The organism is Pseudomonas sp. St316 (assembly GCF_018325905.1).
GTDB lineage: Bacteria > Pseudomonadota > Gammaproteobacteria > Pseudomonadales > Pseudomonadaceae > Aquipseudomonas.
On the sequence record NZ_AP021901.1, the window covers coordinates 6,603,934 to 6,624,683 of the forward strand.

The following is a 20,750-nucleotide window of genomic DNA, read 5'->3' on the forward strand; positions in this document are numbered from 1 at the left end:
ACCAGCGGCTGGTCATGTTTCAATATATTTGACACAAGGCTGGCAAACGACCTTGCGATGTTCGTTTTAATAAACATAGACTCGGGGCCTTCCAAGCGATCGCTGAGGATCACCCGCATGAGCATTCAGGACATCGTCGATTTCAGCCAGGCCAATACCACCGCCGAACGTTATCGCCCGGACCCGGCCAAGGTGTTCAAGGGCGATCCCGAGCAAACCGTGTTCAACCACTACAGCAGCCCCTGCGGGCAAATGAACGCGGGCGTATGGGAAGGCGCCATCGGGCAGTGGACGGTCAATTACACCGAGCATGAGTATTGCGAGATCGTCCAGGGTGTTTCCGTGCTGCGGGACGACGATGGCAATGCCAAGACTTTGCGAGCCGGCGACCGCTTCGTGATTCCAGCAGGGTTCAAGGGCACTTGGGAGGTGTTGGAGCCGTGCCGCAAGATTTATGTGATCTTCGAGCAGAAGGCTTGAGCCCCACTGAAAAAGCAGCTGACACTCTAACGCTGGTCAATGACCCGCCAAGCAGATGAGACTGCTCGCGGGCGCCACATTGTTATCGTCGCATCGGCTACGCACAGGACGTGCGGCCAACCCGACAGGTGAGCGCCCCGACCTATCAATAGTTGCAAGGAGGCAACATGCCCGTCCTACCCGATCAATGCGATCTGGCCATCGCCCAGTACACCATCGGCCAAAAATGCACCCCCGAACTGCTTGAAGAGGTTCGCGCCCTGGCCGATGGAGCTCCCGTGCGCGCCACGGGCCCGAAGTATCCTACGGGCTGGGATCTGCGCCCGCGACGCATCAACCTGCACACCAACGCCGACAGGATCATTGTCAGCATCAACTGCGGCTGATCGACACGTAAACAAAAAAGGCCCGTATCTCGCGATACGGGCCTTTTTCGTAAGAAGGGAAAAATCAATTACTTGATTTTGCCTTCCTTGTAGATCACGTGCTTGCGAACAACCGGATCATATTTCTTGATCTCGATTTTGTCCGGGGTAGTACGCTTGTTCTTGTCGGTAGTGTAGAAGTGACCAGTACCGGCGCTCGAGATCAAACGAATCAATTCACGCATGATTAGCTCCCTTAAACCTTGCCATCGCGACGAAGTTCGGCCAGCACGACACTGATGCCACGCTTGTCGATGATGCGCATGCCCTTGGCAGATACGCGCAGACGCACAAAACGTTTCTCTTCTTCAACCCAGAAGCGGTGATGCTGCAGGTTCGGCAGGAAACGACGACGGGTTTTGTTGTTTGCGTGGGAAATGTTATTCCCAGTCACCGGACCCTTACCGGTAACTTGACAGACTCTCGACATGCCTCAGCCCTCTAAAACCACATGCCCAACCCGGCATGGGTTGGCCGCTTAATCTCTCAGTCATTTGGCGCCAGGCGCCGCGTTTCTTTAAGGGTCTTACCGGCTACACCTACAGTGAAGGAACCGGGCCCCTAGAAAAGAGCGCTGCTTTATACCAGAAAGACCACAGTGCAACAACAGCCGATGCGATTTGTCTTCAGGGCGAATCATCGAGCAACCGCCCCGGACGGCGGGGACAGAGGCTGGCACAGCCCCTTACCGCTCGTCGCTGGACGCAGATTTTTTTCACCCGCGGCGACTTTCAGCCCATCAAAGTGCCGGCGCAGAGTGCCGGAAAATGCAAAAAGGGGATAGTCATTTAGCGGCGAGCCCACTAGGGTAGGCCTTTTCCAGACTGCACTCGCAGATGGGCCTTCGACTTGCACAGGAAACCGACCATGCGCCTCGCTGCCCTACCATTGTTGCTCGCCCCTCTGCTGATCACCCCGCAGGCCATGGCCGCTGCCCTGAGCGTCTGTACCGAGGCCAGCCCGGAAGGGTTCGATGTCGTCCAGTACAACTCCCTGACGACCACCAACGCCTCTGCCGATGTGCTGATGAACCGCCTGGTGGACTTCGACACCGCCAGCGGCAAAGTGGTCCCCAGCCTGGCCGAGCGCTGGGAAGTCTCCATCGATGGCCTGGCCTACGTGTTCAAGCTGCGGCCACAGGTCAAGTTTCACCACACCGACTATTTCACGCCGCGCCGCGACCTGACCGCCGAGGACGTGAAGTTCAGCTTCGAGCGCATGCTCGACCCGGCAAACCCATGGCACAAGGTCGCGCAAAGCGGCTTCCCCCACGCCCAGTCCATGCAATTGCCGGCGCTGATCAAGAAAATCGACGCGCTGGACCCGCTGACCGTGCGCTTCACCCTCGATCACGCCGACTCGACCTTCCTGGCGACGCTGAGCATGGGTTTTGCCTCCATTTATTCGGCCGAATACGCCGATCAGTTGATGAAGGCCGGTACGCCGGAAAAGCTCAACAGCCTGCCGATCGGCACCGGCCCGTTCATTTTCAGCCGGTTCCAGAAGGACGCCTCGATTCGCTACAAGGCCAACGACGCCTATTTCGGCGGCAAGCCCCAAGTGGACCCGCTGGTCTTCGCCATCACGCCGGATGCCAACGTGCGCCTGCAGAAACTGCGCCGCAACGAATGCCAGATCGCCCTGTCGCCCAAGCCTTTGGACGTACAAGCCGCCAGGCAAGAACCCACGCTGAAGATCGAGCAGACCGACGCCTTCATGACCGCCTTCGTGGCGATCAACAGCCAGCATCCGCCGCTGGACAAGCCTGAGGTGCGCCAAGCCATCAACCTGGCCTTCGACAAGACCAGCTACCTGAAGACCGTCTTCGAAGGCACCGCCGAAGCCGCCAATGGCCCCTACCCGCCCAACACCTGGAGCTACGCCAAAAACCTGCCCGGCTACGCCCATGACCTGGCCAAGGCCCGCGACCTGCTGGCCAAGGCCGGCTTGAAGGAAGGCTTCCAGACCACCATCTGGACCCGCCCCTCCGGCAGCCTGCTGAACCCCAACCCCAGCGTCGGCGCACAACTGCTGCAGTCGGACCTGGCACAGATCGGCATCCAGGCCGAGATCCGGGTGATCGAATGGGGCGAACTGATCCGTCGCGCCAAGGCCGGCGAACATGATTTGCTGTTCATGGGTTGGGCTGGCGACAACGGCGACCCGGACAACTTCCTCACGCCGCAGTTTTCCTGTGCGGCGGTCAAGTCCGGCACCAACTTCGCCCGCTACTGCAACGCCGACCTGGACAAACTGATCAGCGCCGGCAAGACCACCGGCGAACAGGGCGTGCGTGCCAAGCTCTACGAGCAGGCCCAGGCCCAGATCCAGCAACAGGCCCTGTGGCTGCCCCTGGCGCACCCAACCGCGTTCGCCCTGACCCGCAAGGATGTCCAGGGTTATTCGGTCAGCCCGTTTGGGCGCCAGGACTACGCCAAGGTCAGCCTCAAGTAACCCCAACCCCACCACAGCACCCCCTTCGGGAGCCTGTGGGAGCAAAGCTTGCTCGCGATAGCGGTTCTACAGCCAACAGAAGTGTTGTATGTGACGACGTCATCGCGAGCAAGCTTTGCTCCCACAAGGGAGGGTTCAAGCTTAATCGCGTTTACATCCACCCACGCTCCGCCATCGACAACGGCTCCCCATCGCCAACGATGAAGTGGTCGAGCACCCGCACATCGATCAGCTCCAACGCCTCCTGAAGCCGCTCAGTGAGCATCCGGTCAGCCTGGCTGGGCTCGGTATTGCCGGAGGGATGGTTGTGGCACAGGATCAGCGCGGCGGCGTTGTGGGCCAGGGCGCGCTTGACGACCTGCCGGGGATGGACACTGGCGCTGTCGATAGAGCCGCGAAACAGCGCCTCGAAGGTCAGCACCTGGTGCTTGGAATTGAGAAACAGGCAACCGAACACCTCGTGGGGTTCGTGACGCAGCATCGATTTGAGGTACTCACGCACCGCGAACGGGCTTTCCAGCGACGTTTTTTCCCGTGCCCGTTCAGCCAAATGCCGACGGCTCATTTCCTGAACCGCTTGCAACTGGGCAAACTTCGCCGGCCCGAGCCCCATATGATTACTGAATGTGATCTGATCGGCCTCAAGCAGCGCGCGCAGGCTGCCAAATTGAATCAATAGCTGTCGCGCCAGATCCACCGCACTTTTGCCCGACACGCCGGTGCGTAAAAAAATCGCCAGCAGCTCGGCGTCCGATAGACTCCCCGCCCCTAGCGCCAATAACCGCTCCCGTGGCCGCTCGGCCGCAGGCCAATCGCGAATACTCATGGCATCTCCCTGATTGTGGGCGCCGCTGTTCCGTAGCGGTCGCTGTGATATCGTAGCCCATCTTTTTTGCAGGCGTTTTGCACCCTGGCAGGCTGCTGCCAAGGGGTTCGCCCTGCACTGACCACTGAAATCGAAAGGCAGGCCTATGCAGCGGCTGTATCGGAAACGCATCGTTCTGGGCGTCGGCGGCGGCATTGCCGCCTACAAGAGCGCCGAGCTGGTTCGCAGGCTTATCGACCAGGGCGCGGAAGTACGGGTCGTCATGACCCGCGGTGGCAGCGAGTTCATTACCCCGCTGACCATGCAAGCCCTGTCCGGGCACCCGGTCCACCTGGATTTGCTCGATCCGGCGGCCGAAGCCGCCATGGGCCATATCGAACTGGCCAAGTGGGCCGACCTGGTGCTGATCGCCCCAGCCACGGCCGACCTGATCGCCCGTTTGGCCCAAGGCATCGCCGACGACCTGCTGACCACCCTGGTGCTCGCCACCGACGCGGTCGTCGCCGTGGCGCCGGCCATGAACCAGGCCATGTGGCGCGACCCGGCCACCCAGGCCAACCTGCAACTGCTGGAAAGCCGCGACCTGAAAGTCTTCGGCCCGGCCTCTGGCAGCCAGGCCTGCGGCGATGTCGGCATGGGCCGCATGCTCGAAGCCACCGACCTGGCCCAATGCGCCGCCGACTGCTTCCAGCGCCAGGCCCTGACCGGCAAGCACGTGCTGATCACCGCCGGACCGACCCAGGAAAACATCGACCCGGTGCGCTACATCACCAACCACAGCTCCGGAAAAATGGGCTTCGCCCTGGCCGAAGCCGCCGTGGAAGCCGGCGCCCGGGTGACGCTGATCACCGGCCCCGTGCACTTGCCGACTCCAGACCGGGTCACCCGCATCGACGTAGTCAGCGCCCGGGACATGCTCGCGGCCTGTGAAGCAGCCATCCCCTGCGACCTGTTCATCGCTTCGGCAGCGGTAGCGGACTACCGCCCGGAAGTAGTCGCCCCGCAAAAATTGAAGAAAGACCCTACAAGCGGCGACGGCCTGCTACTGCAAATGGTGCGTAACCCGGACATCCTGGCCAGCATCGCCACCCGCCCCGACCGCCCGTTCAGTGTCGGCTTCGCCGCCGAGACCGAACACCTGCTCGATTACGCCGCACGCAAGCTCAAGGACAAGAACCTCGACTTGATCGTCGCCAACGACGTGGCCAACCCGAGCATCGGCTTCAACAGCGAAGAAAACGCCTGCAGCGTGATCGACCGCCAGTTGCACGCCACACTTTTCGCCCAGACCAGCAAGAGCAAGATTGCCCGCCAGCTGATCACTTTTATCGCCGAACGTCTGAACCAGGTTTAATGTCATGCACGCCCTACAAGCCAAGATCCTCGACCCACGCATCGGCAACGAATTCCCGCTGCCACAATACGCCACACCGGGCTCCGCCGGCCTCGACCTGCGGGCGATGCTCAAGCAGGACACGATCCTGGAGCCGGGCCAGACCCTGCTGATCCCTACCGGTCTGTCGGTGTACATCGGCGACCCGGGCCTGGCCGCGTTGATCCTGCCGCGCTCGGGCCTGGGCCACAAGCACGGCATCGTGCTGGGCAACCTGGTGGGCCTGATCGACTCCGATTACCAAGGCGAACTGATGGTGTCGTGCTGGAACCGCGGCCAAACGGCCTTCAACATTGTCGTGGGCGAACGCATCGCGCAGTTGGTGCTGGTGCCGGTGGTCCAGGCCCACTTCGAACTGGTCGAAGAATTTGACGAAAGCCAGCGCGGCGCGGGTGGTTTCGGGCATTCCGGCAGCCATTGACCGGCGGTTGCAGGCCGGGCGTCCTGCCCGGCCCGTTTGTGAAGCTTGTGTTTCAGGACAAAAAATGCGCAATGGCTTTCTGCTAGGTTTCCCACCCGGAATCAATGTATTAGGCGAGCGAGGCCGGGGTAACGCTGTCTCATGGCACTTTCCCACCACGAACTCTCTGTCAAAAACGCCGTCATACCCTTCAGCTTGAGCCTGCCGACGCCCATCGTCGGCCTGTCCAGTCACTTTCCTGATAGAGCGCCCCGCCCATGAACACCCCAGCCGCAATCGCCCCGATCTTCCCTGACAGCATCTTCCGCGCCTACGACATCCGTGGCGTGGTACCGGAAACCCTCACCGCCGAAACCGCCTACTGGATCGGCCGCGCCATCGGCTCCCAGAGCCTGGCCCAGGGCGAACCGAACGTGTGCGTCGGCCGTGATGGCCGTCTGTCGGGCCCTGAGCTGGTCGAACAACTGATCAAAGGCGTTGCCGACAGTGGCTGCCACGTCAGCGACGTGGGCCTGGTGCCGACCCCGGCGCTGTACTACGCCGCCAACGTGCTGGCTGGCAAGTCCGGGGTGATGCTCACCGGCAGCCACAACCCCTCGAACTACAACGGCTTCAAGATCGTCATCGCCGGCGACACCCTCGCCAACGAGCAGATCCAGGCCCTGCATACCCGCCTCAAGACCAACGACCTGAGCAGCGGCCAGGGCAGCATCACCAAGGTCGATATCCTCGAGCGCTATAACGACGAAATCGTAAAAGACGTGAAACTCGCCCGTCGCCTGAAAGTGGTTGTCGACTGCGGCAACGGCGCGGCCGGCGTGATCGCCCCGCAACTGATCGAAGCCCTGAACTGCGAAGTCATCCCGCTGTTCTGCGACGTCGACGGCAACTTCCCCAACCACCACCCGGACCCGGGCAAGCTGGAAAACCTCGAAGACCTGATCGCCAAGGTCAAGGAAACCAACGCCGACCTGGGCCTGGCCTTCGATGGCGACGGCGACCGCGTGGGCGTGGTGACCAATACCGGCAGCGTGGTGTTCCCCGACCGCCTGCTGATGCTGTTCGCTCGTGACGTGGTAGCGCGCAATCCGAACGCCGAAATCATCTTCGACGTCAAATGCACCCGTCGCCTGGTGCCACTGATCAAGGAATATGGCGGTCGTCCACTGATGTGGAAAACCGGTCATTCGTTGATCAAGAAGAAAATGAAACAAAGCGGCGCCCTGCTGGCCGGCGAAATGAGCGGCCACATCTTCTTCAAGGAACGCTGGTTCGGCTTTGACGACGGCATCTACAGCGCCGCGCGGCTGCTGGAAATCCTCAGCAAGGAGAAATCCACGGCCGAAGAGCTGTTCGCAACCTTCCCGAACGATATTTCTACGCCAGAAATCAATATCCATGTGACCGAAGAGAGCAAATTCAGCATCATTGATGCACTGCACGACGCTCAATGGGGCGAAGGCGCCGAACTGACCACCATCGATGGTGTACGGGTCGACTATCCCCACGGCTGGGGCCTGGTTCGCGCATCCAACACCACACCGGTGCTGGTACTGCGTTTCGAGGCCGACAACGAAGCCGAACTGCAGCGCATCAAGGATGTGTTCCACGCCCAACTCAAACGTGTCGCACCTGATCTCCAACTACCGTTTTGATTTTTTGAAGCACTACCGGAGCCCTGAATGACCCTCGAACGCGAAGCCGCCGCCAACACCGCCAAGGTCCTGTCCGAAGCGTTGCCTTATATCCGACGCTACGTCGGCAAGACCCTGGTGATCAAATACGGCGGCAACGCGATGGAAAGCGAGGAGCTCAAGACCGGCTTCGCCCGCGACATCGTGCTGATGAAGGCCGTGGGCATCAACCCGGTGGTGGTGCACGGCGGTGGCCCGCAGATCGGTGACCTGCTCAAGCGCCTGTCGATCGAAAGCCACTTCATCGATGGCATGCGCGTGACCGATGCGCAGACCATGGACGTGGTGGAAATGGTCCTGGGCGGCCAGGTCAACAAGGACATCGTCAACCTGATCAACCGTCATGGCGGCAGCGCCATCGGCCTGACAGGCAAGGACGCCGAGCTGATCCGGGCGAAGAAACTCACCGTCACCCGCCAGACACCGGAGATGACCCAGCCGGAAATCATCGACATCGGCCAGGTGGGCGAAGTGGTCGGCATCAACACCGACCTGCTGAACCTGCTGGTCAAGGGCGACTTCATCCCGGTCATCGCGCCCATCGGCGTGGGCGCCAACGGCGAGTCGTACAACATCAACGCCGACCTGGTGGCGGGCAAGGTTGCCGAAGCACTGAAAGCTGAAAAGCTGATGCTGCTGACCAACATCGCCGGCCTGATGGACAAGTCGGGCAAAGTCCTGACCGGGCTGTCGACCCAGCAGGTCGATGACCTGATCGCCGACGGCACCATCTACGGCGGCATGCTGCCGAAGATCCGTTGCGCGCTGGAAGCGGTACAGGGCGGCGTCGGCAGCTCGCTGATCATCGACGGCCGGGTACCGAATGCGATCCTGCTGGAGATCTTCACCGACACCGGCGTGGGTACGTTGATCAGCAATCGCAAGCGTCCCTAACCGATACCGGTAAAAAAAGACCCCACTCAACCTGGTTGAGCGGGGTCTTTTTTTGCCTTACTCCCTGTGGGAGCGAGCTTGCTCGCGAAGGCAATCCATCATTCAGCATCAATGCTGGCTGACACACCGCTATCGCGAGCAAGCTCGCTCCCACAGGGGGATTGCGCAGCTCTCTTAGACGCCAAACTGCGCCCGATAAGCCTCGACCGCCGGCAAATGCTGCTTGAGCTGCGGATCGTCGGCCAAAAATTCCAGCACCTGGTTCAGCGACACGATGCTGATCACCGGGATCCCGAAGTCGTGTTCCACTTCCTGGATCGCCGACAGCTCGCCGTTGCCGCGCTCCTGGCGGTTCAGGGCAATCAGCACGCCGGCGGCCTTGGCGCCGTCCTGGGAGCCGATGATCTGCATCACTTCACGAATGGCGGTGCCGGCAGTGATCACGTCGTCGATGATCAGCACTTCGCCGGTCAGCGGCGCGCCTACCAGGCTGCCACCTTCACCGTGGGCCTTGGCTTCCTTGCGGTTGAAACACCAGGGCAGGTCGCGGTCGTGGTGCTCGGCCAAGGCAACGGCCGTGGCGGCGGCCAGCGGGATGCCTTTGTAGGCTGGACCGAACAGGACGTCGAACGAAATACCGCTTTCGACAATGGCCGCGGCGTAGAAACGACCCAGCTGCGCCAGGGCCGAACCGCTGTTGAACAGGCCGGCATTGAAGAAGTACGGGCTGGTGCGCCCGGACTTGAGGGTGAACTCACCGAAGCGCAAAACGCCGCGATCGATGGCAAAGCGAATGAAATCGCGCTGATACGCCTGCATGAAAAAAAGCCTCAAATACCGCGGATTTAGCTAAATAGGTACACGGCGTGTATCATACACGCACGTGATTTTTGGGGCCATTTATGCGGATCATCAGTGTGAACGTCAATGGTATTCAGGCTGCAGTGGAGCGAGGTTTGCTCAGTTGGCTGCAAGCACAGAATGCCGACGTCATCTGCCTGCAGGACACCCGCGCCTCCGCCTTTGAACTGGACGATGCAGCCTTCCAACTGGATGGTTACTTCCTTTATGCCTGCGATGCCGAAGTCCCCGCCCAGGGTGGCGTGGCTTTGTACTCGCGGCTGCAACCGAAGGCTGTCATCAACGGTCTCGGTTTCGAGACGGCGGACCGCTACGGGCGCTACCTGCAAGCCGATTTCGACAAGGTCAGCATCGCGACCTTACTGCTCCCTTCGGGGCAGAACGGCGATGAAGATTTGAATCAGAAATTCAAGTTGATGGACGACTTCGCCCGTTATCTGGATAAACAGCGGCGCAAACGTCGCGAGTACATTTATTGTGGCTCGCTGTACGTGGCGCAACAGAAGCTGGATATCAAGAACTGGCGCGACAGCCAACAATCTCCTGGCTTCCTGGCGCCGGAACGGGCCTGGATGGACGAGATCATTGGCAACATGGGTTATGTCGACGCCCTGCGCGAAGTCAGCCGTGAAGGCGACCAGTACAGCTGGTGGCCGGACAACGAACAGGCCGAGATGCTCAACCTTGGCTGGCGCTTCGACTACCAGTTGCTGACACCTGGGCTGCGCCGCTTCGTACGCAGCGCCCGCCTGCCGCGCCAGCCACGGTTCTCGCAGCATGCGCCGCTGATCGTGGATTACGACTGGACGCTGACCATCTAAGCGTACCGGCGACATCCCCCAGGTCGACCGCCCAAGGAAAATGCCCGTATCGCAAGATACGGGCATTTTTCATGGAACACGCTACCGCTCGGACCATCAAGTCGCGGCAAAAAACGGCAGGGCAAGGTACAACTTGATGACGATGACGTTAATGATATCGATGAAGAACGCGCCCACCATCGGCACCACCAGAAACGCTATCTGTGAAGGCCCATAACGCTGCGTCACTGCCTGCATGTTGGCGATGGCCGTCGGCGTGGCACCCAACCCAAAACCGCAATGCCCTGCCGCCAAGACTGCCGCATCGTAATGACTGCCCATGAGCCTGAACGTCACGAAAATCGCAAACAACGCCATGACCAATGTCTGGGCCGCCAGGATAATGAAGATCGGCAAGGCCAGTGACGCCAGGTCCCACAACTTGAGTGACATCAAGGCGATCGCCAGAAACAATGACAGGCTCACATTGCCGAGCACGGACACTTCTCGCTCAAACACCTGATACAAGCCAAGCGCCGAAAGTCCATTGCGCAAGACCACCCCCACGAACAAGACGCAAACGAACGTCGGCAACTCGAATGCGGTGTCGTGGAGCTGCCCATTCAAGAGGGTACCGACCAACAGGCTGACTGCAATCAGGGCGAGCGTCTCGATAAACGAAAACGGCGTAATCGAGCGCTCTTTGTTCGGCTGTTCGAAACCCTTGGGTATCCGGGGCTTTTCTGATTCAAGGCCGCCGGGTAACTGGACACGCTTGATGAGCAGGCGCGCAACCGGTCCACCGATCAAGCCACCCAACACCAAACCAAACGTTGCGGAAGCCATCGCCAGTTCGGAGGCCGAAGCCAGGCCGAACTTCTCACTGAACACCGTCCCCCACGCCGCGCCCGTGCCGTGACCGCCCGCCAGGGTGATCGAGCCTGTCAGCAACCCCATCAACGGATCGAGCCCCAGCGCTTTTGCGAGCCCGATGCCCATGGCATTCTGGACCACCAACAGGCCGACGACCGCCAGCAGGAAAACCCCAACTACGCGCCCGCCTTTCTTCAGGCTGGCGAAGTCTGCATTCAGGCCAATCGTGGCAAAAAATGCCAGCATCAACGGTGTCTGTAGTGAAGTATCAAAGCGAACCTCAACTTCAAGCCCCCGCAAAGCCAGGAGTGCCAAGGCAACTACCAGTCCGCCTGCTACAGGTTCAGGGATATTGTAGGCGCGCAGAAAACCAACACGCGCAACAAGTCCGCGCCCCAATAAAAGTACTAGAGAAGCGGCAACAAGTGTTCCATAGAAATCTAACTGAAACATGAGTGTTTATTCTTTGAACATATATTCAGGGGCGAACCTTTTACCCGGACACGCCTCTTGAACAGGTTGATTGGCTCAACACTGATTGGCTTTGAATTCAAGGACCTTCAATGGTCTGAATATATCGAAATATTTCTGAAGGAATATAACTTGGCGCAACTCTATCAATCGAAGCGTCTTATTGCCAAGCATAGAGGCCGCACTGGAACTGTGCAGTTGTGACTAGACGTGTAAGAGCGGTATAGCCGCACAATAACTCGCCACGTAATGGAAGACCGCACATAAAGAGAAACATTCATGACTTCAAAAAAGACAATGCCCCGATAAGCCGGGGCATGTCCTTGAATTGCAGCGCTGATCGTTATTTAACCAACCGCCAGGTAAACGGATACCGATACGGCTGCCCCTCATTGGCCTTCACGCCACCGATGATGGTCAGCACCAGCGCACCGATGGCCACCAGGCCGAACAGGAAAAAGCCGATCACCACGACCATCAGCAGCAGGCTGATCGCCGAGGCAATCGCCACGGTGATCTGGAAGTTCAGCGCTTCCTTGCCCTGGGCATCGATGAACGGGTCGGACTCACGCTTGAGCTGCCAGAGCACCAGCGGCCCAATCAGCGTGCCGAACGGAATCCAGATCCCCAACAAGGCGGACAGGTGACAAAACATTGCCCATTGACGCGCCTCTTTGCTCGGCTGGGGCAGCAGGATTTGCTCATCACTCATGACGCTCTCCTTGTCTTGAAGCGGAAATCGATCAGTCAGCCAAGGCGGCCTTTTGCAGTTCGAAGATTTCGTTCATGCCTTTCTTCGCCAACTCCAGCATAGCGTTCAATTCTTCCGGCTGGAACGGCGCGCCCTCGGCAGTGCCCTGGACTTCGATGAAACCGCCGGCGCTGGTCATGACCACGTTCAGGTCGGTCTCGGCGGCGGAGTCTTCCAGGTAATCCAAGTCCAGCACCGGCTCGCCCTGGTACATGCCCACGGACACAGCGGCGATCATTTGCTTGAGCGGGTCGCCGCCCTTGAGGCCGCCGCGCTTCTTGATCACTTTCAAGGCATCGACCAGGGCGACCATGGCCCCGGTGATGGAGGCAGTACGGGTACCGCCGTCGGCCTGGATCACGTCGCAATCGACATACAGCGTCACGTCGCCCAACTTGGACATGTCCAGTGCAGCACGCAGCGAACGGCCGATCAGGCGTTGGATCTCCAGGGTACGGCCGCCCTGCTTGCCACGGCTGGCCTCACGCTGGTTCCGCTCACCGGTAGCACGCGGCAGCATGCCGTATTCGGCGGTCAACCAACCCTGGCCTTGGCCCTTGAGGAACCGTGGCACGCCGTTCTCGACACTGACGGTGCAGATGACCTTGGTATCACCGAATTCGACCAGTACAGATCCCTCGGCGTGTTTGGTGTAGTTGCGGGTAATGCGGATCGAGCGAAGCTGATCGGCAGCGCGACCACTTGGACGTTTCATAGGGAATACCTGTACAGGGGACGGAAAACTGCCGAGCATTATAGAGCCGTGAACCGTCATAGGGCAGTTAAACGTAGCGCAGTGCTAAAAAGCCGACGCGAGCGAAGCCGCGCAAAGACCCGCCCGACGGGCTGCCACGCTTTGTCGCAAGCGCGGTTGGGGCATACGCCTCACTGCGCTACAATCCTGCGCCTCTGCTGCCCTTGGGCTTTTAATTTACCTATTCCAGGCCCACGACCACCGTCGCGCCGGCCTGCATCGCGAGGAACCTCCATGGTGCACAGCATGACCGCCTTCGCCCGCGTCGAAAAAGCCGGGGCCCAAGGCACGCTGAGCTGGGAACTGCGCTCGGTCAACAGCCGTTACCTGGAACCGCACCTGCGCCTGCCCGAGTCCTTCCGCGACCTGGAAGGCGGCGTGCGCGAAGCGCTGCGCCAGGGCCTGTCCCGGGGCAAGCTGGAATGCACCCTGCGCTTCACCGAAGAAAGCACCGGCAAAGCCTTGCAAGTGGACCGCGAGCGCGCCGCGCAGCTGGTCGCCGCGGCCGAAACCGTCGCCAGCCTGATCAAGCACCCAGCAGCCCTGAATCCATTGGAAGTCCTGGCCTGGCCCGGCGTGCTGGTGGGTGACGCGAGCGACCCGCAGGCGCTGAACGCCGAGGCGATGGCGCTGTTCAATGAAGGTCTCAAGGAACTCAAGGCCGGCCGCGAGCGCGAAGGCGCGGAGCTGGCCCGGCTGATCAACGAGCGCCTGACCTCCATCGAAGAAGACGTCAGCACCCTGCGCGAACTGGTCCCGCAGATGCTCGCCACCCAGCGCCAGAAAGTCCTCGACCGCTTCACCGACATGAAGGCCGAGCTGGACCCGCAACGCCTGGAACAGGAAATGGTCATGCTCGCGCAAAAGAGCGACGTGGCCGAAGAACTGGATCGCCTGAGCACCCACATCATCGAAGTTCGCCGGGTGCTCAAGTCCGGCGGTGCGGCCGGTCGCCGCCTGGACTTCCTGATGCAGGAACTCAACCGCGAAGCCAACACACTGGGCTCCAAGGCCTTCGACCCGCGCAGCACCCAGGCGGCGGTCAACCTCAAGGTGTTGATCGAGCAAATGCGCGAACAAGTGCAGAACATTGAGTAAGGCAAACCCGACATGACCCACAGCACCGGCACTCTCTACATCATTTCCGCGCCTTCGGGCGCCGGCAAGACCAGCCTGGTCAAGGCACTGATCGACGCCGAGCCGCAAATCCGCGTTTCGGTCTCGCACACCACCCGCGCCATGCGCCCGGGCGAAGTGAACGGCGTGAACTATCACTTCGTCGACCGCGAAGAGTTCGTCAAGATGGCCGAACACGGCGACTTCCTGGAGCGCGCCGAAGTTTTCGGCAACCTCTATGGCACTTCGCAAAGCTATCTGCAGCAGACCCTGGATGAGGGCCACGACCTGATCCTGGAAATCGACTGGCAAGGCGCCGAGCAGGTGCGCAAGCTGATGCCCCAGGCCCGTTCGATCTTCATCCTGCCACCGAGCCAGCAGGCCCTGCGCCAGCGGCTGACCAACCGTGGCCAGGACAGTGACGAAATCATCGAAGGCCGGATGCGCGAAGCGGTCAGCGAGATGAGTCACTACGTCGACTATGATTACCTGATCATCAACGACGATTTCGCCCACGCGCTGGACGACCTGAAGGCGATTTTCCGCGCCAGCCAGCTGCAGCAGAAACGCCAGCAGCAACGTTTCGGTAAATTATTGGCCGAATTGTTGGGCTGAACAGCCCTTCCCAAAACCGCTGCGACGGCTTTACATTGGTAGTCGCAGCGCGCCGAGGGGTTTGGTTAAAAAATCAGCGCTTCCCTAAACGCTGGTGTTTTTTTAAACTGTCGAGTCCGCTCGCCCAACCGGGCAGCGCGCATATTGCATTCGCTCCGAGGAATACCATGGCCCGCGTAACCGTTGAAGACTGCCTAGAACACGTGGAAAACCGCTTTGAGCTGGTCATGCTCTCTACCAAGCGTGCCCGTCAACTGGCCACCGGTGGCAAAGAGCCGTTGGTCCAGTGGGAAAACGACAAGCCTACCGTAGTAGCGCTGCGTGAAATCGCCGAAGGCCTGATGAGCTACGAGTTCATCGCCAACGCTGAAATCGTCGAGGACGAACCGCTGTTCGCAGCGTTCGAGGACGAGTCCAACGAGGCGGTCTAAGCCTATGCCTGGTCGACGTAGCACGGCGCGGGGTCACAGCAAACGGCAGGAGTCATCATCATGCCGAGCATAGACGCCCTCGCCGATCGCTTATCGGCCTACCTCGGCACGGACCAGGTCAATCTGGTCCGCCGAGCCTATTTCTACGCCGAACAAGCCCACGACGGCCAGCGCCGCCGCAGCGGCGAGGCGTACGTCACGCACCCGCTTGCGGTGGCGAATATTCTTGCCGACATGCACATGGACCATCAGAGCCTGATGGCGGCGATGCTCCATGACGTGATCGAAGACACCGGCATTGCCAAGGAAGCGCTGCAAGCGCAGTTCGGCGAAACCGTGGCCGAACTGGTCGACGGGGTCAGCAAGCTGACCCAGATGAACTTCGAGACCAAGGCCGAGGCCCAGGCTGAAAACTTCCAGAAAATGGCCATGGCCATGGCCCGCGATATCCGCGTGATCCTGGTCAAGCTCGCCGACCGCCTGCACAACATGCGCACCCTGGAAGTGCTGTCCGGCGAAAAACGCCGGCGCATCGCCAAGGAAACCCTGGAAATCTACGCCCCCATCGCCAATCGCCTGGGCATGCACGCGATCCGCATCGAGTTCGAAGACCTCGGCTTCAAGGCCATGCACCCGATGCGTTCGGCGCGGATCAACCAGGCCGTCAAGCGCGCCCGGGGCAACCGCAAGGAAATCGTCAACAAGATCGAAGAGTCCCTGAGCCACTGCCTGGCCATCGACGGCATCGAAGGCGAAGTCAGCGGGCGGCAGAAACACCTCTACGGCATCTACAAGAAAATGCGCGGCAAGCGTCGGGCCTTCAACGAGATCATGGACGTCTACGCGTTCCGGATCATCGTCGACAAGGTCGATACCTGCTACCGCGTGCTGGGCGCTGTACATAATTTGTACAAACCGTTGCCGGGGCGCTTCAAGGATTACATCGCGATCCCCAAGGCCAACGGCTATCAGTCGCTGCACACCACGCTGTTCGGCATGCACGGCGTACCGATCGAAATCCAGATCCGTACCCGTGAAATGGAAGAGATGGCCAACAACGGCATCGCCGCCCACTGGCTGTACAAATCCAGCGGTGACGAACAACCCAAGAGCACCCACGCCCGCGCCCGACAATGGGTCAAGGGTGTGCTGGAAATGCAGCAGCGCGCCGGCAATTCCCTGGAATTCATCGAGAGCGTGAAGATCGACCTGTTCCCGGACGAGGTCTACGTCTTCACGCCCAAGGGCCGGATCATGGAGCTGCCCAAAGGCTCCACGGCCGTGGACTTTGCCTATGCGGTGCACACCGACGTCGGCAACAGTTGCATCGCGTGCCGGATCAACCGCCGCCTGGCGCCGTTGTCCGAACCGCTGCAAAGCGGCTCCACGGTGGAAATCGTCAGCGCCCCGGGCGCGCGCCCCAACCCGGCGTGGCTCAATTTCGTGGTCACCGGCAAGGCCCGCACCCATATCCGCCACGCCCTGAAACTGCAACGCCGCTCCGAATCCATCAGCCTGGGCGAGCGCCTGCTGAACAAGGTGCTGAACGGCTTCGACAGCTCGCTGGACAAGATCCCGGGCGAGCGCGTGCAGGTGATGCTCCACGAATACCGCCTCGAATTGATCGAAGACCTGCTCGAAGACATCGGCCTGGGCAATCGCATGGCCTATGTCGTCGCCCGCCGCCTGCTCGGCGAAGGCGAACAATTGCCAAGCCCCGAAGGCCCGCTGGCGATTCGCGGCACCGAAGGCCTGGTGCTCAGTTATGCCAAGTGCTGTACGCCGATCCCGGGCGACCCGATTGTCGGCCATCTGTCCGCCGGCAAAGGGATGGTGGTGCACCTGGACAACTGCCGCAACATCAGCGAAATCCGTCATAACCCGGAAAAATGCATCCAGCTTTCCTGGGCCAAGGATGTCACCGGCGAATTCAACGTCGAGCTGCGGGTCGAGCTGGAACACCAGCGCGGCCTGATCGCACTGCTGGCCAGCAGCGTCAATGCCGCCGATGGCAACATCGAAAAAATCAGCATGGACGAACGCGATGGCCGCATCAGCGTCGTTCAATTGGTGGTCAGCGTGCACGACCGCGTGCACCTGGCCCGCGTGATCAAGAAACTGCGCGCCCTGACCGGGGTTATCCGCATCACCCGCATGCGCGCATAGCTCCCCAAGTAGCCACCTCATTATCAGGAGTCATCAATGACCAAGACTGTTATCACCAGCGACAAGGCCCCGGCCGCCATCGGTACTTATTCCCAGGCGATCAAGGCCGGCAACACCGTGTACATGTCGGGCCAGATCCCGCTGGACCCGAAAACCATGGAACTGGTGGAAGGCTTCGAAGCCCAGACCGTGCAGGTGTTCGAAAACCTCAAGGCCGTAGCCGAGGCAGCCGGTGGTTCGTTCAAGGACATCGTCAAGCTGAACATCTTCCTCACTGACCTGAGCCACTTCGCCAAGGTCAACGAGGTAATGGGCAAGTACTTCGACCAACCTTACCCTGCCCGCGCCGCCATCGGCGTGGCGGCCCTGCCCAAGGGCGCTCAGGTTGAGATGGATGCCATCCTGGTCATCGAGTAATAAGGCCGGCGCAGCCTCCCCCGCTGCGCCGTTTTCGTCTTGAAAGGATTCCACCATGCGCAAAGCGCTTGCTCTCTCGTTGGCAGCCCTGCTTCTGGGCGGCTGCGCCAGCGACCCTGCCGACCGTGACATCAGCGGTACCTGGATCAACCAGGCAGCCATCGACGCTGCCGCCAAGGGCGGCCCGCTTCGCGAAGCGCTGCAGGGCTATGGCCCAAACCTGGAATGGGACATCAACACCCGGGCCGGTCAGGCACGCTACACCAACGGTTTTGAGAACGTCGAAGGCAAACTGCTGGGCGAAGAAGACGGCGCCTGGAAAGTCGATTTCTACGGCAGTTCGGCCAGCGAACTCAAGCGCGATGGCGACCAGTTGAGCCAGGCTGCTACCGAAAACGAGCCACAGCAAGTGTTCGACCGCGCACAAGTCCAGGTCCCGGAAGGCGCGCCAATCGGCGCCAGTTTCGAGCGGGCGCTGTATGCCGCCTACCTTGGCGGCACCTGGGACATCGCCAGCGGCCCCGGCCAGGGTGCCAGCGTGCAATTCCAGCCCGACGGCCAGGTCAGCGGCCTGCCAGGTGCCGATCGCTACGCCTTGTGCCTGGCCGGCGATTGCGCCTCCATGAGCGGCGGCAACGACAACATCTGGTTGCAACAGAATGGCCAGGGCAACACCTGGATCTTCGCCCGCGACGGCAAGAAGCTGGAAATTTTCCAGACCGTGAATGCGGCGCTGGCCGATGAAATGCCGTCGTTCACGCCGGGCACTCGGCAGTGGGTGCTGGAGAAACAGTAATTTCCCCGTGGAGACCTGTGGGAGCAAAGCTCCCACAGTTGTTTGAGGGGCAGGCGAATCAGCAGCGCCCTTCCAGGATCGCCGCATAACCTTCGCGAAAACTCGAATAACGCGGCGTCCAGCCCAAGGCCTTCGCCCTGGCATTGCTGCAGCGCTTGCTGCCGGCGCGACGCACGCTGGCATCGTCGGCCCATTGGGTAACGCCCATGTATTCGCGCAACCAGCCCACCACTTCGGCCAGCGGCGCAGGGGCGTCGTCGACGCCGATGTAGCAATCGTCCAACACCTTGCCCTGGCGATCGGCCTCCAGCAGGAATGCCAGCAGGCCGGCGGCATCGTCGGCGTGGATGCGATTGGCGTAGAGCGGCGGGTCGATCACCACGCGATAACCCTGGCGCACCTGGCTCAACAGCCATTCACGACCCGGGCCATAGATGCCGGTCAGGCGCACGCGGCTAGCCGGGATGCCGCTGTCCAGGGCTACTTGCTCGGCTTCGAGCATCAGTCGACCGGAATAGCCGCCGGCCACGGTGGGCGAGGTTTCATCCACCCATTCGCCCTGCTGTTGCCCATAAACACTGCTGCTGGACACAAACAGCAGACGCTTGGGCCTCTGGCCATGCTGCTTCAACCAGCCCAACACATGCTGCAACCCTTCGACGTAAGCCGTGCGATAGCCCGCTTCGTCATGGTCGGTGGCGGCGGCGCTGTACACCAGGTAATCCAGTGGCCCGGTGGGCCAGTCGGCGGGACATTGGTCGCTGAACAAATCCCCCGCCACCCCGATGACGCCCGCAGGCAGCTTCGAAACCGTGCGGCGCAGGCCATGGACTTGCCAATGTTCGGCCACTAACTGGCTGGCCAGGCGGCCGCCGATATCACCGCAGCCGGCGATCAAAACAGAAGGCGCGGACATCAAGAACTCCTCTGGCAAAGCCGCAGACTAGCCTTCGCAGGGGACAAGCGGCTAGCCATGCGACAAAAAAAGTAACTGTATTACTTTTGTTAACAAGAATTAATTGCAATAATACCCACCACTTTTGTTCTCGGCCTCACGAGGCCTGGAAGAACATCAACCTTCTTTTCCTCTCAGGTCCGGCCAGCATGAAACGCTCTCTATCCCCCGCTTCGCCAACCAATCGACCTCGTGCCTGGAGCACAGTAGCCGCCCTGCTGTTCAGCCTGCTGCTGGCCCCTGCCGCCGCGTTCGCGGATCAAGCCTCCGCTCCCGCAGCCGTCAACGAACCCGCTGCAAACGCCACGCCGGACGTGCCGCGCAACCCGGACGGTAGCGTCGACACCTCGTCACTCCCTCCGGAAGTCCAAAAGGCATTGGCTGAGTTCGGCGACGCGGCGAAACGGATGGAAGAAGAACAGCAAGGGGCCGACAACACCCTGGGCATGGCCCACGACCTGTCGCCCTGGGGCATGTACAAGAACGCCGACATCATCGTGAAAATCGTGATGATCGGCCTGGCCATCGCCTCGATCATCACCTGGACCATCTGGATTGCCAAAGGCTTCGAGCTGCTGGGTGCCAAGCGTCGCTTGCGCGGTGAAATCGCCGCCCTGAAAAAAGCCACCACCCTCAAGGAAGCCAGCGCCAGCGCCGCGAAGGCAGGCACTCTTGCCAACCTGCTGGTGCACGACGCACTCGAAGAAATGCGCCTGTCGGCCAACAGCCGCGAGAAGGAAGGCATCAAGGAGCGCGTGAGCTTCCGCCTCGAACGCCTGGTCGCTGCCTGTGGCCGCAACATGAGCAGCGGCACCGGCGTACTCGCCACCATCGGCTCTACCGCGCCATTCGTCGGCCTGTTCGGCACCGTGTGGGGCATCATGAACAGCTTCATCGGCATCGCCAAGACCCAGACCACCAACCTCGCCGTCGTTGCGCCCGGCATCGCCGAAGCCCTGCTGGCAACGGCCTTGGGCCTGGTCGCAGCGATCCCGGCCGTCGTGATCTATAACGTCTTCGCCCGCTCCATTGCCGGCTACAAGGCCCAGGTCTCCGACGCTTCGGCCGAAGTCCTGCTGCTGGTCAGCCGCGACCTCGACCACCTGCCGCCCGAGCGCGGCTCGCAACCGCACATGGTGAAAGTGGGGTAATCGGCC

General features: G+C 60.8%; 22 protein-coding genes and 1 pseudogene. 15 read left to right on the plus strand and 8 right to left on the minus strand.

Going from position 1 to position 20,750, the window contains the following annotated elements; genetic code table 11:
• The first annotated feature begins 117 nt into the window (after positions 1-117).
• Together KI237_RS29530 and KI237_RS29535 are read left to right on the plus strand one after the other, a co-directional pair.
• Positions 118-480 (plus strand): cupin domain-containing protein, encoded by a 363-nt coding sequence (locus tag KI237_RS29530; RefSeq protein ID WP_212798154.1) that lies wholly within the window; start codon positions 118-120, stop codon positions 478-480.
• Between the two features lie 167 nt (positions 481-647).
• Positions 648-866, plus strand: a complete 219-nt coding sequence (locus KI237_RS29535; protein ID WP_212798155.1) for a peptidase inhibitor — start codon at positions 648-650, stop codon at positions 864-866.
• Positions 867-934: 68 nt separating this feature from the next.
• Here KI237_RS29535 and rpmG read toward each other — a convergent pair whose 3' ends face one another.
• Positions 935-1,090, minus strand: a complete 156-nt coding sequence (gene rpmG / locus KI237_RS29540) for a 50S ribosomal protein L33 (protein WP_003177274.1) — start codon at positions 1,088-1,090, stop codon at positions 935-937.
• Between the two features lie 11 nt (positions 1,091-1,101).
• Positions 1,102-1,335, minus strand: coding sequence for a 50S ribosomal protein L28 (rpmB, locus tag KI237_RS29545; protein ID WP_003177273.1), 234 nt, complete (start codon positions 1,333-1,335; stop codon positions 1,102-1,104).
• A 437-nt stretch (positions 1,336-1,772) separates the two neighbouring features.
• Here rpmB and KI237_RS29550 point away from each other — a divergent pair, with 437 nt between their 5' ends.
• The gene (locus KI237_RS29550; protein WP_212798156.1) at positions 1,773-3,359 is read left to right on the plus strand and encodes an ABC transporter substrate-binding protein; all 1,587 of its coding nucleotides are present in this window, start codon (positions 1,773-1,775) and stop codon (positions 3,357-3,359) included.
• A 151-nt stretch (positions 3,360-3,510) separates the two neighbouring features.
• Here the strand turns inward: KI237_RS29550 and radC are convergent, their stop codons facing one another.
• Positions 3,511-4,185 carry a RadC family protein gene (gene radC / locus KI237_RS29555; RefSeq protein ID WP_212798157.1) on the minus strand — a complete coding sequence of 225 codons (675 nt, stop codon included), beginning with the start codon at positions 4,183-4,185 and terminating at the stop codon, positions 3,511-3,513.
• A gap of 145 nt (positions 4,186-4,330) precedes the next feature.
• On the opposite strand from radC, the gene coaBC reads away from it, so the two are divergent.
• From coaBC to argB, 4 genes and pseudogenes are all read left to right on the plus strand, one after another.
• Positions 4,331-5,539 carry a bifunctional phosphopantothenoylcysteine decarboxylase/phosphopantothenate--cysteine ligase CoaBC gene (gene coaBC, locus KI237_RS29560; RefSeq protein ID WP_212798158.1) on the plus strand — a complete coding sequence of 403 codons (1,209 nt, stop codon included), beginning with the start codon at positions 4,331-4,333 and terminating at the stop codon, positions 5,537-5,539.
• A gap of 4 nt (positions 5,540-5,543) precedes the next feature.
• A complete protein-coding gene (dut, locus tag KI237_RS29565) occupies positions 5,544-5,999 on the plus strand; it encodes a dUTP diphosphatase (RefSeq protein WP_135847774.1) in 456 nt (151 codons plus the stop codon).
• Positions 6,000-6,250: 251 nt separating this feature from the next.
• Positions 6,251-7,654: pseudogene (locus KI237_RS29570) on the plus strand (phosphomannomutase/phosphoglucomutase); the annotation flags it as partial.
• Positions 7,655-7,681: 27 nt separating this feature from the next.
• A complete protein-coding gene (argB, locus tag KI237_RS29575) occupies positions 7,682-8,587 on the plus strand; it encodes an acetylglutamate kinase (protein WP_003177267.1) in 906 nt (301 codons plus the stop codon).
• A gap of 174 nt (positions 8,588-8,761) precedes the next feature.
• Here the strand turns inward: argB and pyrE are convergent, their stop codons facing one another.
• Complete coding sequence (gene pyrE / locus KI237_RS29580) at positions 8,762-9,406, minus strand: orotate phosphoribosyltransferase (protein ID WP_212798160.1); 645 nt, start codon at positions 9,404-9,406, stop codon at positions 8,762-8,764.
• 83 nt (positions 9,407-9,489) lie between these two features.
• On the opposite strand from pyrE, the gene crc reads away from it, so the two are divergent.
• A complete protein-coding gene (gene crc / locus KI237_RS29585) occupies positions 9,490-10,269 on the plus strand; it encodes a catabolite repression control protein Crc (RefSeq protein WP_013694557.1) in 780 nt (259 codons plus the stop codon).
• Between the two features lie 96 nt (positions 10,270-10,365).
• Here crc and gltS read toward each other — a convergent pair whose 3' ends face one another.
• The 3 genes from gltS to rph form a co-directional block, all read right to left on the minus strand.
• Entirely contained in the window at positions 10,366-11,574 is a 1,209-nt protein-coding gene (gene gltS / locus KI237_RS29590) for a sodium/glutamate symporter (protein WP_212798161.1), read from the minus strand.
• Positions 11,575-11,935: 361 nt separating this feature from the next.
• Positions 11,936-12,304: a DUF4870 domain-containing protein gene (locus KI237_RS29595; protein WP_013694558.1), complete on the minus strand. Its 369-nt coding sequence runs from the start codon at positions 12,302-12,304 to the stop codon at positions 11,936-11,938.
• A 31-nt stretch (positions 12,305-12,335) separates the two neighbouring features.
• On the minus strand, positions 12,336-13,058 hold the full coding sequence (gene rph, locus KI237_RS29600) for a ribonuclease PH (RefSeq protein ID WP_003177262.1): 723 nt from the start codon (positions 13,056-13,058) through the stop codon (positions 12,336-12,338).
• Positions 13,059-13,331: 273 nt separating this feature from the next.
• Here rph and KI237_RS29605 point away from each other — a divergent pair, with 273 nt between their 5' ends.
• The 6 genes from KI237_RS29605 (at position 13,332) to KI237_RS29630 (ending at position 18,638) form a co-directional block, all read left to right on the plus strand.
• Positions 13,332-14,195 carry a YicC/YloC family endoribonuclease gene (locus KI237_RS29605; RefSeq protein ID WP_018602491.1) on the plus strand — a complete coding sequence of 288 codons (864 nt, stop codon included), beginning with the start codon at positions 13,332-13,334 and terminating at the stop codon, positions 14,193-14,195.
• A gap of 12 nt (positions 14,196-14,207) precedes the next feature.
• Positions 14,208-14,828, plus strand: coding sequence for a guanylate kinase (gmk, locus tag KI237_RS29610; RefSeq protein WP_053126561.1), 621 nt, complete (start codon positions 14,208-14,210; stop codon positions 14,826-14,828).
• A gap of 167 nt (positions 14,829-14,995) precedes the next feature.
• The gene (gene rpoZ, locus KI237_RS29615; RefSeq protein WP_003177259.1) at positions 14,996-15,259 is read left to right on the plus strand and encodes a DNA-directed RNA polymerase subunit omega; all 264 of its coding nucleotides are present in this window, start codon (positions 14,996-14,998) and stop codon (positions 15,257-15,259) included.
• Between the two features lie 60 nt (positions 15,260-15,319).
• On the plus strand, positions 15,320-17,425 hold the full coding sequence (gene spoT / locus KI237_RS29620) for a bifunctional GTP diphosphokinase/guanosine-3',5'-bis pyrophosphate 3'-pyrophosphohydrolase (protein WP_053126562.1): 2,106 nt from the start codon (positions 15,320-15,322) through the stop codon (positions 17,423-17,425).
• A gap of 36 nt (positions 17,426-17,461) precedes the next feature.
• Complete coding sequence (gene ridA / locus KI237_RS29625; protein WP_003206880.1) at positions 17,462-17,842, plus strand: deaminase RidA; 381 nt, start codon at positions 17,462-17,464, stop codon at positions 17,840-17,842.
• 55 nt (positions 17,843-17,897) lie between these two features.
• On the plus strand, positions 17,898-18,638 hold the full coding sequence (locus KI237_RS29630; protein ID WP_212798162.1) for a hypothetical protein: 741 nt from the start codon (positions 17,898-17,900) through the stop codon (positions 18,636-18,638).
• A gap of 58 nt (positions 18,639-18,696) precedes the next feature.
• Here the strand turns inward: KI237_RS29630 and KI237_RS29635 are convergent, their stop codons facing one another.
• Complete coding sequence (locus KI237_RS29635) at positions 18,697-19,554, minus strand: SDR family oxidoreductase (RefSeq protein ID WP_212798163.1); 858 nt, start codon at positions 19,552-19,554, stop codon at positions 18,697-18,699.
• Between the two features lie 188 nt (positions 19,555-19,742).
• Here KI237_RS29635 and exbB point away from each other — a divergent pair, with 188 nt between their 5' ends.
• Positions 19,743-20,744 carry a tonB-system energizer ExbB gene (exbB, locus tag KI237_RS29640; RefSeq protein WP_212798164.1) on the plus strand — a complete coding sequence of 334 codons (1,002 nt, stop codon included), beginning with the start codon at positions 19,743-19,745 and terminating at the stop codon, positions 20,742-20,744.
• Positions 20,745-20,750: the final 6 nt, after the last annotated feature.